Annotated in this window: 15 protein-coding genes; 9 read left to right on the top strand and 6 right to left on the bottom strand. The window is 58.4% G+C overall.

Annotation, left to right across the window (positions count from 1 at the left end):
- The first annotated feature begins 8 nt into the window (after positions 1 to 8).
- Together AC0V6Q_RS09845 and AC0V6Q_RS09840 are read left to right on the top strand one after the other, a co-directional pair.
- A complete protein-coding gene (locus AC0V6Q_RS09845; protein WP_486168203.1) occupies positions 9 to 545 on the top strand; it encodes a YdcF family protein in 537 nt (178 codons plus the stop codon).
- A 35-nt stretch (positions 546 to 580) separates the two neighbouring features.
- Positions 581 to 1,300, top strand: a complete 720-nt coding sequence (locus tag AC0V6Q_RS09840; RefSeq protein WP_486168202.1) for a lysophospholipid acyltransferase family protein — start codon at positions 581 to 583, stop codon at positions 1,298 to 1,300.
- Between the two features lie 6 nt (positions 1,301 to 1,306).
- On the opposite strand, the gene AC0V6Q_RS09835 is transcribed toward AC0V6Q_RS09840, so the two are convergent.
- Both AC0V6Q_RS09835 and hisC read right to left on the bottom strand, forming a co-directional pair.
- Positions 1,307 to 2,215: a prephenate/arogenate dehydrogenase family protein gene (locus AC0V6Q_RS09835; RefSeq protein WP_486168201.1), complete on the bottom strand. Its 909-nt coding sequence runs from the start codon at positions 2,213 to 2,215 to the stop codon at positions 1,307 to 1,309.
- Positions 2,212 to 3,348 carry a histidinol-phosphate transaminase gene (gene hisC / locus AC0V6Q_RS09830; RefSeq protein ID WP_486169291.1) on the bottom strand — a complete coding sequence of 379 codons (1,137 nt, stop codon included), beginning with the start codon at positions 3,346 to 3,348 and terminating at the stop codon, positions 2,212 to 2,214. The genes AC0V6Q_RS09835 and hisC overlap by 4 nt, the downstream gene beginning before the upstream one ends.
- A gap of 84 nt (positions 3,349 to 3,432) precedes the next feature.
- On the opposite strand from hisC, the gene metX reads away from it, so the two are divergent.
- Positions 3,433 to 4,530, top strand: coding sequence for a homoserine O-acetyltransferase MetX (metX, locus tag AC0V6Q_RS09825; protein WP_486168200.1), 1,098 nt, complete (start codon positions 3,433 to 3,435; stop codon positions 4,528 to 4,530).
- Positions 4,527 to 5,126, top strand: a complete 600-nt coding sequence (gene metW / locus AC0V6Q_RS09820; RefSeq protein WP_486168199.1) for a methionine biosynthesis protein MetW — start codon at positions 4,527 to 4,529, stop codon at positions 5,124 to 5,126. Before metX ends, metW begins: the two co-directional genes overlap by 4 nt.
- Positions 5,127 to 5,242: 116 nt before the next feature.
- Here the strand turns inward: metW and AC0V6Q_RS09815 are convergent, their stop codons facing one another.
- Positions 5,243 to 5,635, bottom strand: a complete 393-nt coding sequence (locus AC0V6Q_RS09815) for a VOC family protein (RefSeq protein WP_486168198.1) — start codon at positions 5,633 to 5,635, stop codon at positions 5,243 to 5,245.
- Between the two features lie 141 nt (positions 5,636 to 5,776).
- Between AC0V6Q_RS09815 and AC0V6Q_RS09810 the strand changes: the two genes are divergently transcribed.
- The 4 genes from AC0V6Q_RS09810 (at position 5,777) to AC0V6Q_RS09795 (ending at position 9,832) form a co-directional block, all read left to right on the top strand.
- Positions 5,777 to 6,175, top strand: coding sequence for a hypothetical protein (locus AC0V6Q_RS09810; RefSeq protein ID WP_486168197.1), 399 nt, complete (start codon positions 5,777 to 5,779; stop codon positions 6,173 to 6,175).
- Between the two features lie 66 nt (positions 6,176 to 6,241).
- The gene (locus AC0V6Q_RS09805) at positions 6,242 to 6,913 is read left to right on the top strand and encodes a glutathione S-transferase family protein (RefSeq protein ID WP_486169290.1); all 672 of its coding nucleotides are present in this window, start codon (positions 6,242 to 6,244) and stop codon (positions 6,911 to 6,913) included.
- A gap of 155 nt (positions 6,914 to 7,068) precedes the next feature.
- The gene (gene msrB, locus AC0V6Q_RS09800) at positions 7,069 to 7,470 is read left to right on the top strand and encodes a peptide-methionine (R)-S-oxide reductase MsrB (protein ID WP_486168196.1); all 402 of its coding nucleotides are present in this window, start codon (positions 7,069 to 7,071) and stop codon (positions 7,468 to 7,470) included.
- A 133-nt stretch (positions 7,471 to 7,603) separates the two neighbouring features.
- Positions 7,604 to 9,832, top strand: a complete 2,229-nt coding sequence (locus tag AC0V6Q_RS09795) for a transglycosylase domain-containing protein (RefSeq protein WP_486168195.1) — start codon at positions 7,604 to 7,606, stop codon at positions 9,830 to 9,832.
- Between the two features lie 120 nt (positions 9,833 to 9,952).
- On the opposite strand, the gene AC0V6Q_RS09790 is transcribed toward AC0V6Q_RS09795, so the two are convergent.
- The 3 genes from AC0V6Q_RS09790 to hflK form a co-directional block, all read right to left on the bottom strand.
- Positions 9,953 to 11,485 carry a Do family serine endopeptidase gene (locus AC0V6Q_RS09790; RefSeq protein ID WP_486168194.1) on the bottom strand — a complete coding sequence of 511 codons (1,533 nt, stop codon included), beginning with the start codon at positions 11,483 to 11,485 and terminating at the stop codon, positions 9,953 to 9,955.
- A gap of 186 nt (positions 11,486 to 11,671) precedes the next feature.
- Complete coding sequence (gene hflC / locus AC0V6Q_RS09785) at positions 11,672 to 12,514, bottom strand: protease modulator HflC (RefSeq protein ID WP_486168193.1); 843 nt, start codon at positions 12,512 to 12,514, stop codon at positions 11,672 to 11,674.
- 1 nt (position 12,515) lies between these two features.
- Entirely contained in the window at positions 12,516 to 13,655 is a 1,140-nt protein-coding gene (hflK, locus tag AC0V6Q_RS09780) for a protease modulator HflK (RefSeq protein WP_486168192.1), read from the bottom strand.
- Between the two features lie 74 nt (positions 13,656 to 13,729).
- On the opposite strand from hflK, the gene AC0V6Q_RS09775 reads away from it, so the two are divergent.
- Positions 13,730 to 14,731 carry an Mrp/NBP35 family ATP-binding protein gene (locus tag AC0V6Q_RS09775; protein WP_486168191.1) on the top strand — a complete coding sequence of 334 codons (1,002 nt, stop codon included), beginning with the start codon at positions 13,730 to 13,732 and terminating at the stop codon, positions 14,729 to 14,731.
- The last annotated feature ends 4 nt before the right edge of the window (positions 14,732 to 14,735 follow it).

Genomic DNA, 14,735 nt, shown 5'->3' with positions numbered 1-14,735 from the left:
AGTCAGACATGAAAACGTTTCGCTATCTTGCAGCCGCCCTGTTTATGGTCTGGGCACTTGGTTTCCTGTGGTTCACAGTGTCATTGCCCCAGCCTGCAGGCGATGAGAAAACCGATGCGGTGATTGTGGCAACCGGCGGTGCAGGCCGCATTGCGCAAGGGCTTGCGGTGCTTGAGCGGGGCCTTGCGCCGCGCATGCTGGTGACGGGTGTCGATCCAGAGGTGAGGCCGGAGGAATTTGCAGCGCAGTTCGAGGTTTCGCAGGAACAGATGGATTGCTGTGTCGCGCTTGGATTTATGGCGGTAGATACCCGCGGCAATGCAACCGAGGCGGCTGCGTGGGTTGAACAAGAGCAGGTCTCCTCTGTCCGTCTTGTGACGACCGATTGGCATATGCGGCGCGCATCAGCCGAGGTTGCGCGCGCGCTGCCTGATGATGTTCGTATCGTGCGTGATGCGGTGCCTTCTGCGCCAAGTCTTGCAAGCCTGTTCCTTGAATATCACAAGCTCATCGCCAGTTTTATTGCAGGCCTTTTCGGTTATTGATTTCCCCTGCCCCTCCACTCGTTGTAATGTGAAACGTGAGCCTAATTCGAAGCCTTGTCTTTTACCCGCTCTTTTACGGGTTTAGCGCCGTACTGGTGATTGCATCAGTGCTGGCGATTCCTTTTGGGCGCGGCGCTTTGAAGAGGGTTGTCGCGCTTTGGGGCGATTGGCACTTTTGGTGCGTTGAAAATATCCTCGGCATTGCAATCATCCAGCAGGGCGTGATCCCTGACGAACCGGTCCTGATCGCGGTAAAGCACGAGAGCTTTTTCGAGGCGATCGATATGCCGCGCCTCTTCAGCTTCCCCACTGTTTTTGCCAAGCGCGAATTGTTCTGGATTCCGGGATGGGGATTTTCGGCCAGGGTTTACGGCCTTGTTCCGGTTGCCCGAGATAAAGGCGCGCGCGCTTTGCGCGAGATGATTGCAACGGCAAAATTGCGCGTGGCCGAAGGGCGTCCACTCGTCATTTTCCCCGAGGGCACCCGTGTTCCGCATGGCAAAGAGGTGCCTTTGCAATCAGGTTTCGCCGGGATTTACAAACTGCTTGGCCTGCCGGTTGTACCGGTCGCGGTGAAAAGCGGGCCGTTCTATCACCGCATCATCAAACAGCCCGGCACGATCATCTACCGCGTGGGCGAAACGATCCCCGCCGGCCTCCCGCGCGCCGAGGTTGAGCGCCGCGTGCACCGCGCAATCAATGCTTTGAACAATGGTGAGAGCGTGGCTGCAGGCGGTATCCCTGCAAGCGCCTGAGCCCGACTAACTATGATCCTTGCGTCCGAAGTCGGGGCGCTCGTCATCCTGACCTTGATCGATCACTTCGCGCCTGATCGCGCGGGTGCGGGTGAACAGGTCGTGGAGCGTATCGCCGTCGCCCGAACGGATGGCACGCTGAAGAGCGGTCAGGTCCTCGGTAAAGCGGCCCAGCACTTCGAGAACCGCACCCTTGTTATTCAGGAACACATCGCGCCACATCACCGGATCGGACGCAGCAATCCGGGTGAAATCGCGAAAACCGCCTGCGGAATATTTGATGACTTCAGAGCGGGTGACCTCTTCCAGATCGCTTGCCGTGCCCACAATCGTGTAAGCGATAAGGTGCGGAATATGGCTGGTCACGGCCAGCACCAGATCATGGTGGCCTGCATCCATAATCTCGACTTTTGCGCCAAGCCTGGTCCAGAAGTCCGACAGGGCAGACACAGCCTGTTCATCTGCGCCCTCTGGCGGCGTCAGAATGCACCAGCGATTGGTAAAAAGCGACGCAAAGCCTGCCTCTGGCCCGCTTTGCTCGGTCCCTGCCACAGGGTGGGCAGGGATGATGGTGTGACCGGGAAGGGCTTTGGCAAGCGCCTTTGCCACGCTTTCCTTGGATGAACCCACGTCGGAAATGATCGCGCCGTCTTTAAGATGCGGGGCAAGCTCTGATGCAGCCGCTTCCATTGCGCCCACCGGCACGCACAAAATGACGAGGTCCGCATCGCAGACAGCCTGAGCAACGGTATCGCAAATTGTGCCCGCCAGCCCGCGCTCGGCGGCCCGCGTCCGTACATCGGGATCGCGGTCATATCCGTTGGTGGTGATCGCGCCTGCGTGTTCCTGAACCGCGAGGCCCACCGACCCGCCAAGCAATCCCAGCCCGATGATCGCAACGTTTTCAATGGTCATGCGCGCTCTCCGCCGTGTTCGGCGCAAAGCGAACGCAGGCAATCGACAACCTTCGCCATATCCTCGCTTTTGCCAATCGTGATGCGCAGCGCGTCGGGCAGCCCTTGGGACGGCAGATGGCGTACAGCATAGCCTGCATCGCCAATCGCTTTGAGCGCAGTTTCCGCCTGCACTTCGCCTTCGAAGCGGACGAGGACGAAGTTTGCCTCGCTTGGCACTGCCGAAATTCCGTGATTGCCAAGGGATGCGATCGCTTCGACAAATTTCGCGCGCTCGGCGGTGTTGTGCTCGCGGCTCATGCGGACAAAGTCCTGGTCGTCGACCGCTGCAAGGGCGGCCTTTTGGCCAGAGGTCGTCACGTTGAATGGCCCGCGAATACGGTTGAGCGCGTCGATAATATGCGGCGCCCCTGTCGCCCAGCCAATGCGTTCAGCAGCAAGGCCATAAATCTTCGAGAAAGTGCGCGTGACCAGCACGTTGTCATGGTGCTCTGACAGATCAAAACCGACCACCTGAAATTCGGGCGCGAGATACTCGCCGTAAGCCTCGTCAATCACAAGAAGGACGTCTTTAGGCAGGCCCGCATGCAACCGCTCGACCTCATCTGGCGCAATCCATGTGCCGGTGGGGTTGTTGGGGTTGGCAAGGAACACAACCCGCGTTTTCTCGGTCACTGCCTCGAGCAGCGCATCGACATTGGCGGTGAAATTACTGTCCGCCACCTCAACCGGCGTCGCCCCGCAGCGCCGTGCAGCGATGTCGTAAACCGCAAAGGAATGGCGCGAAAACACGACTTCATCGCCTGCCCCTGCAAAGGCCTGCGCCGCCAGATTGAGAAGCTCGTCCGAGCCTGTCCCGCAAACGATACGGGCCGCGTCCAATTGATGCAGGCCTGCCAGAGCATTCCTCAATTCCTTGGAATCGGGATCGGGATATGCTGCTGCCCCGGCTGCAAAGCCGCGCGGTGTTTCAAGCGCTTCCATTGCAGCAATCGAAGAGCCCAGCGGGTTCTCATTGGCGGAAAGCTTGATCAGCGGCTTGCCGTCTTTGCCGCTCGATTTGCCGGGCACATAAGCGTGAATGCCCATGATATAGGATTTGGGTTCGGGGCGCCCGGTTGCTGTCTTTGTCATAGCGGTGGGGCGATAACCGCTCACGGCGCGGCTGAACAGTCTAATTGACATGTTGCAGGCGCTTCCCCAAGTCGCGTTGCAATCATGACGAACGCCTATCCTTCCAAAGTCTATGCAGTTCCCGAAGCACTGCCGCTTGATAGCGGGCAGGAGTTGGCATCTGCCCAGATTGCGTATGAGACATATGGCGAGCTCAATGCTGACAAATCGAATGCGATCCTTTTGTGTCACGCGCTGACGGGTGACCAATATGTGGCAAGCAATCACCCGATTACCGGCAAGCCCGGCTGGTGGGAGCGTATGGTTGGCCCGGGCAAGCCGATTGATACAGACCGCTTTCATGTGATCTGCGCCAATGTGATCGGGTCTTGCATGGGCTCCACCGGCCCTGCGTCAATTTCGCCCGATGGGGAGCCTTATGCGATGCGGTTTCCGGTGATCACCATTCGCGATATGGTTCGCGGATTGGTGGCTTTGCTGGATGGCCTAGGAATCGGGAGACTGCACGCGGTTGTGGGCGGTTCGATGGGCGGAATGCAAACGCTTAGCCTTGCGGCCAATTGGCCTGATCGGGCGGAGCGGGTGCTGGTCCTTGCCTCCACCGCGCGCCATTCGGCCCAAAACATCGCTTTCCATGAACTGGGTCGCCAAGCAATTATGGCCGATCCAAATTGGCAAGACGGCGATTATTACGGCGGGGAGGCAAAGCCCGATAATGGCCTCGCGGTTGCGCGCATGGCGGCGCACATCACCTATCTTTCCGAAGAAGGGCTGACCGAGAAATTCGGGCGGCGATTACAGGACCGCGATGCCAAGAGCTTCGGGTTCGAGGCCGATTTTCAGGTAGAAAGCTATCTTCGCTATCAAGGGAGCGGTTTCACACAGCGCTTTGATGCCAATTCCTATCTCTACATCACCCGCGCAATGGATTATTTCGATCTCGCCGAAGAGCATGGGGGAAAGCTGGCCGATGCGTTCGCGGGCACAACGGCGCGTTTTTGTCTGGTGAGTTTCGACACTGACTGGCTCTATCCCACAGCAGAAAGCCGCCATGTGGTTCATGCATTGAACGCTACATCTGCAAAGGTGAGCTTTGTCGAACTCAGCGCCAATGCTGGCCACGACAGCTTCCTTTTGCCCCACGACCAACTCGACCGCGTGGTGCGGGGATTTGTCGAATGACGGCCTTACGCTTCGACCTTGCGGCCATTGCCGACCAGATTGGCCGAGAAAAACAGGGCGCGCGTGTCCTTGACGTAGGCTGCGGCGATGGCGCTTTGATGGCGGCGTTGGAGGCCGATCACGGCGCAGATGTGCGCGGGGTTGAGCTTGATCCGGTGAAGGTGGAGCGCTGCGTGTCGCGCGGGCTTTCAGTCATTCAAGGCGATGCCAATACCGACCTTGCAAACTATCCGGACAAAGCCTTCGATTTCGCCGTGCTTGCCCGCACGCTGCAAACCACCAACCGCCCGGATCAGGTGCTCGAAGAGCTCTTGCGCGTCGCCGATGTTGCTTTTGTAAGCTTCCCCAACTTTGCCCACTGGGGCACCAGAGCAGCGCTCATGTTTGGGGGCAAAATGCCGGTCACCAATGCCTTGCCGGTAAGCTGGTACGAGACCGAAAACATCCACCATGTGACGGTCGAAGATTTCCGCGCACTTGCTGCCAAAAAGGGCGCCAAAATCACGGCTGAATGGAACTTTGCAAATGAGCGCGCCATCGGCCCTGTGGGAGCCAATTGGCGCGCTGAATATGCTGTGTTTGAATTAAGGCGGTAGTTTTTTGGGGTCTCGCTCACGCGAGACGCAGCCGCCGCCCACCTCCCCGCCCGGCCACTATAGCCTAATGGTTTTATTGGTGGCCGGGCGGGGAGGCGTGCGGCGGTTGCCTCTATTTAAGAAGGCCTATGGATGCCGCAGATTTTGTGGCCATCAGGATCAGTGAAATAGCATAGGTACATCGGGCCCATAGAACCTTCACGAAGGCCGGGAGGGTCTTCGCAAGTGGTGCCGCCATTGGCGACCGCGACATCGTGAAATTCCTGAATTTGCTCTGGCGAATCGCAGACAAAGCCAAGGGTAAAGCCGTTTGACGGTTCAGCAGGCTTGCCGTTGATGGGCTCTGAAATCGAGAATGTGCTGCCGTTGTGCATGTAAAACAGGCGGGTCTGGCCGGTGTCGTTAACGTGGGCCATTGGCTCACCTGCACCAAGAACGCCAAGCGCGGCGTTATAGAATTTCTTGGACTTCTCGATATCGTTGGAACCGATCATCACGTGATTAAGCATGGAATGTCTCTCCTCTCATGCGTTGGACATGGCTGGAGGTAGGTTGCAAATAGAGACGCGGCAAGGTCAAACTTTGGCTCGAGCGGCGCTGGTCTGTAAACTGTAGTCGCAGGTTCAGACGCATCGGGTTAAGGGAAGCCCATGACCCTATCCCTCATTGCCGCGCTCACTGCGCCTTTCGCGCTTCAGGCGGCGACACCTGCGCCTGCACCCGCCAAGCCTTCAACTTTTGCCGATTTGTCGATCGAAGAGGCAACCGCGCCGCGCTGCGGTGTGGCATTTGCGATTGTCCAGGGTTGGCAGGGGGCAGGTGACGGGCGCGGCGGCGCTTGGCCAGATATGCAAGAAGCGGGCGCGCGCGAGTTTTTCCTCAGCGCCATGGTGCGCCTGATCGACAGCTACAGCCTTGAGCGCAGCGATGTGGTGCAGCTTGTTCAGGCCGAACGGGCCCGCCACCAGGCGACCGATTTTGCCAGCGTCGAGACAATGATGCCGGGCTGTTTAATCCTTTTGGGAGGCGTCGCGCCCCAAGATGGGTGATAGTGGCTTGCGCTGCTTTTAGACTTGTGGCTTTTGCATCAGCTTTAAGGCATGACTGAACGCGCAATGTGGCAAATCTATCAATTTCCTTTGTGTCCGTTCTCGCGCAAGATTTGCCTCCTTATGGGGGAGAAGGGGATTGCCTATGATCTTGTGCGCGAAGACCCTTGGGCACCGTCCGAGATGTTCCCCAATCTGAACGCTGCGGGCACGACGCCTGTGGTGGTGCATGAAGAGAAGAAAATCGTCCTTGCCGACAGCCGGGCGATTGGCGAATATTTCGAGGAAACCGTCGACAATTCACCCATGATCAACGGCACTGCGGCGAACCGTGCGGAAATCCGGCGGCTGGTCGCTCTCTTTGATGAAAATTTCTACCGCGATGTCACCGCCCCTTTGTTGATGGAGCGGATGAAGAAGCGGCTCATCTACAAGCAACCTCCCAACAGTACGGTCTTGCGCGATGCGATGAAGAATGCGCACGGACACCTGGACTATATGGACTGGCTGATCGACAACCGCCCTTGGCTGGCTGGCTCTACCATGAGCCTTGCGGATTTGGCGGCTGCTGCCCAAATCAGCGTCGCGGATTACCTTGGCGGAATTGACTGGAAAGGCCACGAACAAACGCGCGGCTGGTATTCGGTCTTCAAAAGCCGCCCAAGCTTCCGCCCGCTTTTGTCCGAGCGTATGGACGTAATCAAACCGCCAGCGCACTACGCGCTGGTCGATGGGTAAGCCTTTTTGTGTTCCGCACGCCCATCCGGGCGCGCATCCTCGCTAGACGTCCTTCCCCCGGACGATGTCCGGGGTACAGACCCGCTGCGGGCGGGTGGTCACCCTTGCGGATCATCCTGAATGATCCGATATAAGCGTTTAGAAAGAGAGCTTCCATGACCGATGATCCCAAGGCCGTAACCGAGGAAGAATGGCGCGAGCGTTTGAGCGCGGAGCAATTCCACATCCTGCGCGAGGCAGGAACAGAGCGCGCCTTTACCGGGAAATACGACAAATTCTACGAGAATGGCGAATATCTGTGCGCGGCGTGCGGGACACGGCTTTTCATTAGCGCTGCGAAATACAACAGCGGCTGCGGCTGGCCTGCCTTCACCAAGCCTGCTGATGCAGAGGTGGTGGACGAACACCGCGATGTCTCTTTTGGCATGATCCGTACCGAGGTTCGCTGTGGCAAATGCGATGGACATCTGGGCCATGTGTTTCCCGACGGACCGCCGGAAGAAGGCGGACTTCGCTATTGCATCAACTCCGCTGCACTTGAATTCGCACCGGAATAGCGCGCAAAACTTGGGAAATCGCGCATCTTATGGGGATGAGCGCGGGCTTGCGTGTTCACGCCTCGTTACAACTTGCCTACACATAGCGGATGGTCGAGAAGGTGCTTGCGGTTTGAAAGTGCGAACAGACTAGATGTCCAAACGGGGTAATGACCTCCAGAACAAGGGCCCGAACCAGGGTAAGCGGGGTTCGCGCCGTGCTGCGGCTGAACGTGCGTCTTCCGGTAAGACGAAAAGCAAATCCTCCAAAACCAAGTTGAAACGCGAAGGGGCTCCATCGCCTTTCTGGAAATGGACCAAGCGTTTTGCCGTTTTTGGCACGGTGGCCGCGCTTTTGGGGGCGGTTTTTCTTGCCTTTGCGGTGGGTTTTGCCGCCCGTTCGCTTCCCAGCTTCTTCCAGCTGAAAGCCAGTCAGGCGGGGCAGACCATTCTGGTGCGCGCGCGCGACGGCAGCGAAATTGTCGAAATAGGTCCGAGCTTTGGCGAATGGCTCTCCTATGAAGACATCCCCGAAAACATGCGCAACGCCATGGTCGCGGTCGAGGACAAGCGTTTCTATTCGCATTACGGTATTGATCCGATCCGCACGACAGGTGCGGTTGTCGAAGGCTTTACCGGCGCGCGGTCTCGTGTTGGCGGGACGTCCACGATCAGCCAGCAACTGGCGCGCAACCTCTTTCTAAGCTCCAACCGGACCTTTGACCGTAAAGCGCGCGAAGCGATCCTTGCGATGGCGCTGGAATGGAAGTTCTCCAAAGAGCAAATCCTCGAGCTTTACCTCAACAAGGTGTATTTTGGCGGCGGCGCATATGGCGTCGACAGCGCGTCTCGCAAATTCTTCAGCCACCCGGGAAAAGAACTCAGCGTTGCCGAGGCGTCGATCATTGCAGGGTTGGTAAAAGCGCCAAGCCGGTATTCCCCCACGGCCGATGTTCAGGCTGCGGTTGAGCGCGCCGAGGTCGTGCTGCGCCTGATGAAAGAGCAGGGGTATATCACCGCCGACCAGGCATCGGTTGATGTGGATACGGTCGAATTGAAACAGCAGGCGGGACAAAACTCGGTGCGCTATTTCACCGACTATGTGCTGCCCCAGCTCGACATTATCCTGCCCGAAACCAATGCGCCTCTGGAGGTGTTCACTACTCTCGACATCGGGATGCAGCGCGCAGCGACCGCTGCGGTGAAGGCCAATTCGCCTGATGGCGCGCAAGGGGCATTGGTCAGTCTTGACCGCGATGGTGCTATCCTCGCTCTGGTCGGGGGCACGGACTATGTCGAAAGCAATTTCAACCGCGCGACCGACGCCTTGCGCCAGCCCGGCTCCTCGTGGAAGTTGTTTGTCTATCTGGCGGCGCTTGAGGCGGGATATACGCCCGATGACAAGGTGGTCGATACGCCGGTGACCATCGACGGGTGGAGCCCGCGCAATTCCAATGGCCGCAATGTGGGCGAGACCAGCTTGCGCACGTCATTTGCCTATTCGATCAACACGGTCGCGGCGCAATTGGGCAATGAAGTGGGCTTTGGCACTGTCGCCTCGATGGCAAGGCGTTTCGGGATCAGTTCGCCGGTTTCAACCTTCCCTTCCATGGTGCTGGGCGCATCCGAAGTGCGCCTTCTGGAGATGACTCAGGCTTTCGCCGGTATCTCGGCACGCGGCATGGCGGTGGAACCCTATGGTATTTCGAAGGTCGTGACCTCTGACGGAGAGACGATTTATCAGCGCAAGAAACCGCGCGAGAACAAGCTGGTGCCCGATTATGTGGCCGCTGGCATCACCGATCTTCTGCAGGCAGCCGTGCAAACCGGTACGGGGCGCGCAGCGCAGATCGGGCGGCCTGTTGCGGGCAAAACCGGCACGACAAGCTCGAACAAGGATGGGTGGTTTGTCGGCTTTTCAAGCGGGATCACCACCGGAGTCTGGATGGGCCGCGATGATGCAAAGAAGGTCTCTGGCCTTCAAGGTGGCCGCGCGCCTGCAAGGGCCTTTGCCGCTTATATGCGATATGCCGTTAAAGACCGCGCGGTCGAAGAGTTCGACACTGAACTCAACCTGCCCGAATGGCGGCTTGAGCCTGACGAAGAGGCGCTGTTTGGCGATCCTGATGATTATTACTTCATCGACGAACAAGGCAATCTGATTGAGCCGGGTCGCCGCGACCCGGAAAGCCCGGCCTTCGATGTTGACGGTGAGCGTCCGCTTGGGCCCGTAGAAGAGCCGCCAGCAGCCGTAAGCGACGACTTTCTGGATGAGGCCATAGGCGGTGAGCCGCGTTCACCGCCGCCAAGGCCAACACCAAGACCGGCGCCAACCAGATCAGTCTCAGACCCCGGTTTCCTGCGCGAGGATCCGCCCGGGTAGCCGGGAAAGTTAGAGCCCTGACCCCAAGAGCCCAGACGAAACAGCCCCCGCGAGCCGATCTGGCTGCGGGGGCTTTTCTGTAACCGGGTTTAGCTCTTCAGCCTTTCGGGTCCTTGACCCCTAGTTGCTCCGAAGTCGGACCGGCAGGAAGCGTGGCGGCTGACCGCGGCGCTGGATACGCAGCAGAACCGCGTCACGGCCATTGGTCTCGGCTTCAGTGATTTGTTCACGCAGAGCCTCGATCGTGCCGACCGTGTTGTAATTGGCAGACAGGATCACATCACCGCGGCGAAGGCCCTTGCGCCCTGCATCGGAGTTCGGATCAACCGCGCCGATCACAAGGCCGACGGTGTCGGTGTCAACGCCAAGACTACGCGCGATCTGCGGGGTCATTTCGAGCACTTGGAGACCCAGCTTCTCAGCGATCTGGTCATCCATTTGATCCGGGTCCATCGGTTCTTCTGAATCGGGATCAAAGTTTTGCTGTTGCTGAGCCAGCTCTTCTGCACTTGGCCGTTTGGCAAGTGTCGTATTCAATTCAACCCTGCGCCCTTCGCGAAGGACGGTGACAGGAATGCTCTGTCCCGGGTTGATATTGGCAACGAGGAAAGAGACCGTCTGATCAGAAGAAACCGCATTGCCGTTGACGCTGACAATGATGTCGCCCGGTTGCATACCGGCCTGCTCGGCAGGGCTGTCATCGGTGACAAGCTGCACAAGCTCGCCGCGATTGCGTTCGATGCCAAGCGAGTCGGCAAGGTCATCGTTCACTGGCTGAAGCTGTACCCCAAGATAGCCGCGCTCGATTTCCTGACCCTGCTTTAGCTGGTCGACGATCGGTGCCGCGATCTCACTCGGAATCGCAAAGCCAATGCCGACGCTGCCGCCCGATGGTGAGAAGATCGCATTGTTGATGCCGATTACGTTGCCGCGCATGTCGAACAGCGGACCGCCCGAGTTGCCCCGGTTGATGCTGGCATCGGTTTGGATAAAGCGGTCATAGGCGCCGCCCTGGCCGGTGTTGCGATAGACTGCCGAAATAATCCCGGAGGTGACGGTTCCGCCAAGACCAAAGGGATTACCGATCGCAACGACCCATTCGCCCACACGCGATTCGGCGCTGTTGCCAAAGGTCACGAATGGGAACGATTTGTCCGATTTGATTTTCAGAACCGCGAGATCAGAATCAGGGTCCGCACCGACCAGCTCGGCTTCGTATTCGGTACCATCAGGGAACGTGACGGTGATTTCTTCCAGGCGCGCACGGTTATCAGGAGCGACCACGTGGTTGTTGGTGACAACAAAGCCATCGGCGCTGATGATAAAGCCCGAGCCCAACGACTGAGCCTCGCGGCGCTGTGGCTGATTACCGCCGCGGCGGTTGAAGAGTTCGGCAAACGGTGTGCCTGCAAACGGGTTGCGGTTCACCTCGACCGATTGGCGCGTGGCGATATTGACCACGGCGGGCTGCAATTGCTGTGTCAGGTCCGCAAAGCTTGCGGGCGCTCCGGCAACCGGCACCACTCGGTCCATCACGCTTGTGTCATTTTGGGCGACCTGCGCTCCTGCCGGGATACCCGTCATGAGCGAAACCGCTGCGCCTCCAACCAGAAGCGCGCTCGTCAGTCCATAAACATACCGCACGTTGCTCACGTCCTCTCATTCCTTCCTTGCATACAGGTGCCCGGGCAAAGCCGGGGACCTCAAGATACCTTAAGTTACGCCTGCCTTTAGGCCTTAGACGCACTTAACCGCGATTGAACACGGATGTAGTCGGTAGTCCGAAATCAGCCGTTGGTCGGTTACGCGGCCCGCCATTCGCCGGACCGCGTGCACCTGTCATCGACCGTTGAACTGGTTGAAATACTCATTGTCCGCATCAAGCACCATGGTGCTGTCACCCTCACCATTGATGAAGGTCTGGCGATAGCTTTCCATAGCGCGGTAGAAATCGTAGAAATCCGGGTCCTTGCCATAAGCCGCCGCATAGGTGTTTGCGGCCTCGGCATCGGCCTGTGCCCGGATGATCTGCGCGTTCTTGCGCCCCTGTGCACGGATGGTTTCGGCCTGTTCCTGCCGTTCGGAAATCATCCGTGTGAAGGCAGCTTGCAACGGCGTGCCTTCGGGCAGGTCAGCCGCCTTGATCCGCACATCAATGATCTGCGCGCCGTATTCGCGTGCCTGTGTGTCAAGCGTTTCGCGGATTCGTGTCATGGCGCTGCCGCGTTCGGCGGTCAGAAGGCTGGCGAAGGTCCGCCGGCCCAGTTCCTGACGCAGAGCCGAGCGAAGGATCCGCGCAAGCTGCACATTCAGGCGCGATTCGTCACCGGCACGCTCGATCATGGTGACCGGTTGAATGATGCGATAACGCGCATAAGCATTCACGCGAAGGCGCTGCTGGTCACTGGTGAGCACCTGCTCGTTGTCCATATCGAGATCAAGCACGCGGCGTTCGACCATTTGCACACGGTCAACGAAAGGAATGCGCCACCAAATGCCGGCGCCCGTTTGACCAAAAGGCTCATCCGGATCGAACATATTGACGATGGCCTGCGGCTCACCTGTGCGGATGATGACCGCTTGCTTTGTTTCAGGCGTCACGAACAGGGTTGAGGCAATCGCTACGATTGCAACGACCCCTGCAATGATCGGAAGACGGAAACGGGTCCAGACATTTTCCATGTTACTGGCCTCCTGTTGGTGTAGCTGCGGGCTCGGCCGAGCGACGCTCAACCTCGCGAAGAGGCAGGTAAGGGGTCACGCCATCGGCATCGATAACGGTTTTGTTTGTCCGGGAAAGAACGGCTTCCATTGTCTCGTAATACAGCCGTCGACGGGTCACTTCCGGAGCAAGGCGATATTCGCTGTAGATCTGGTTGAATTGTTCAGCGTCACCTTCGGCGCGGGCCAGAAGGCGCTGCGAATACCGGCGGGCACCGTTCAATTCACGTTCGGCATCCTGCTGCGCGGCAAGGACGTCGTTAAATGCTTCGACCACGCTTTCAGGCGGGTCAGTCTTGTCGACTTCGATACCGAGCACGGTGATCCCTGCACCATAAGTATCGAGGATACCCTGCATCCGGGTTTGAACATTGGCCTGAATATCGGCACGGCCTTCACCAGAGATAACCGTGTCGAGGGTCTTTTCCGCAACCGATGAACGCATGGCGGTCTCTGCTGCCTCACGCACGGTTTCAATCGGGTCTGCCAACTGGAATTGGAAAAGCGAAAGGTCGTTGATGTTCCAACGCACCGAATAGCTAAGGTCAACAAGGTTCTGGTCGCCTGTCAGGATCAGCTTGCTCGGCACTTCTTCAATCCGGGCCGCTTCTACATTTTCCACTTCGACTACGCTGATCGGATAAGGAAATGACCAGTTCGTCCCCTGGTCGAAGGTTCCGACAAATTCTCCGCCAAAACGGGTTACGGTCGCTTGCTCGCCCGGTTGGATAAAGTGAACACTTGAGAAAATCAGCCAGACGGCTGCGACGCCTGCTCCAAGGATTGGCAACCAGCTGCCACCGCCAGGACGTTCCGGCATGCGGAAGGTGGGGCCGCCACCACCGCCTGCGCGGCGCGGGCCTTCGGGGCCTCTGTTCTTGAAGATGTCCTCGATGCTGGCCGAACGGCGTTTGCCGTCATCGGAACCACCGCCGCCGGGAAGCCACGGGTTTCGCGGTCCTTCTTTTCCGGGGCCATCGGATTTGTCGCCGGAAGAATCATCTCCGCCGCCATCTCCGCTTCCAGTGGGTTTACCCCAGGGATTTTTCTTGCCAGCCATCGCGAGGCCAATCTGTTGTCTAAAACCGTCAAAAATTCGCATGTTCTTTCTATAGGATGCGTTTGCAGGAAAAACAGGGGTTGAAACACGGATTTTGATGATAGAGCGGTTTCATTATGAGCGACAATGACACCGACAAGCCCGATCTGGACCAGGCCGAAGCCCTTTTGAGGGGCGCTTTGCCAGTGGAAATTCAGGGGCGAATTCGCTCTGCAAGGTTGAAAGAAGGCCGTGCAATTGTCGTGGCCGAGGCAGGTGACCTTGGCGCAAAGGCGCGCGAAGAGCTTGAAAAGCTAATCGAAAATGCTCTGGTAGGATTGGCCGAGGTCGATGAGGCGCGGGTTGCGTTAATCGCAGACCGCCGCCGCCGCATGATCATTGCAGTGGGTTCGGGCAAGGGCGGTGTGGGCAAATCCACGCTCACGACCAATCTTGCGGTGGCTTTGGCAAAGATGGGGCGCAAAGTCGGCGTCATCGATGGCGACATCTATGGTCCAAGCCAGGCACGCCTGCTTGCAACCGAGAAGGCGAAGGCAGAGGCGGACGGCGAAAAGCTGATCCCGATCGAAAGCCCGCACGGGGTCAAGATGCTCTCGATGGGCAATTTGGTTGCGCAAGGAAAGGCGCTTGCATGGCGCGGTCCGATGGCGGGTAAGGCGCTAACCCAGATTGTCGATGCGCATTGGGGCGATACCGAGCTTTTGCTGATCGACCTGCCGCCGGGCACAGGGGACGTGCAGATTTCCATGATGGCCGATAACAAGCCCGATGGCGCGATTCTGGTCTCGACCCCGCAAGATCTGGCGCTGCTCGATGCGGCGCGCGCTGGTCAATTGTTCGAGGATGGCAATGTGCCGATCATCGGGCTGGTTGAGAATATGTCGGGCTATGCCTGCCCTGACTGCGGCCACGTCTCCAACCCGTTTGGCGAAGGCGGCGTGAAGAATTTTGCTGGCGCGCTTGAGATACCCTTCCTTGGGCGCATACCTCTGACGATGGAAACGCGCATTGCCGGGGATGCGGGCAAGCCGCCTGCCTTGGGTGATGATGAAGGAGCAAAGCCGTTCATAGCTATTGCCGAGGCGCTTGATCGCTGGACCAGGAACGGCAAAGTCTAACCAG

This window comes from Erythrobacter sp. S227 (assembly GCF_057364925.1).
This window is presented reverse-complemented; position numbering and strand designations above follow the sequence as displayed.

Bases quoted from the DNA above. Each gene is read 5' to 3' on its own strand.
- AC0V6Q_RS09795 (WP_486168195.1), top strand. From the start codon at position 7,604: ATGTCCAAACGGGGTAATGACCTCCAGAACAAGGGCCCGAACCAGGGT.
- metX (WP_486168200.1), top strand. From the start codon at position 3,433: ATGACGAACGCCTATCCTTCCAAAGTCTATGCAGTTCCCGAAGCACTG.
- hflK (WP_486168192.1), bottom strand. From the start codon at position 13,655: ATGCGAATTTTTGACGGTTTTAGACAACAGATTGGCCTCGCGATGGCT.
- hflC (WP_486168193.1), bottom strand. From the start codon at position 12,514: ATGGAAAATGTCTGGACCCGTTTCCGTCTTCCGATCATTGCAGGGGTC.
- AC0V6Q_RS09835 (WP_486168201.1), bottom strand. From the start codon at position 2,215: ATGACCATTGAAAACGTTGCGATCATCGGGCTGGGATTGCTTGGCGGG.
- metW (WP_486168199.1), top strand. From the start codon at position 4,527: ATGACGGCCTTACGCTTCGACCTTGCGGCCATTGCCGACCAGATTGGC.
- AC0V6Q_RS09810 (WP_486168197.1), top strand. From the start codon at position 5,777: ATGACCCTATCCCTCATTGCCGCGCTCACTGCGCCTTTCGCGCTTCAG.
- AC0V6Q_RS09775 (WP_486168191.1), top strand. From the start codon at position 13,730: ATGAGCGACAATGACACCGACAAGCCCGATCTGGACCAGGCCGAAGCC.
- AC0V6Q_RS09815 (WP_486168198.1), bottom strand. From the start codon at position 5,635: ATGCTTAATCACGTGATGATCGGTTCCAACGATATCGAGAAGTCCAAG.
- AC0V6Q_RS09805 (WP_486169290.1), top strand. From the start codon at position 6,242: ATGTGGCAAATCTATCAATTTCCTTTGTGTCCGTTCTCGCGCAAGATT.
- msrB (WP_486168196.1), top strand. From the start codon at position 7,069: ATGACCGATGATCCCAAGGCCGTAACCGAGGAAGAATGGCGCGAGCGT.
- hisC (WP_486169291.1), bottom strand. From the start codon at position 3,348: ATGACAAAGACAGCAACCGGGCGCCCCGAACCCAAATCCTATATCATG.
- AC0V6Q_RS09845 (WP_486168203.1), top strand. From the start codon at position 9: ATGAAAACGTTTCGCTATCTTGCAGCCGCCCTGTTTATGGTCTGGGCA.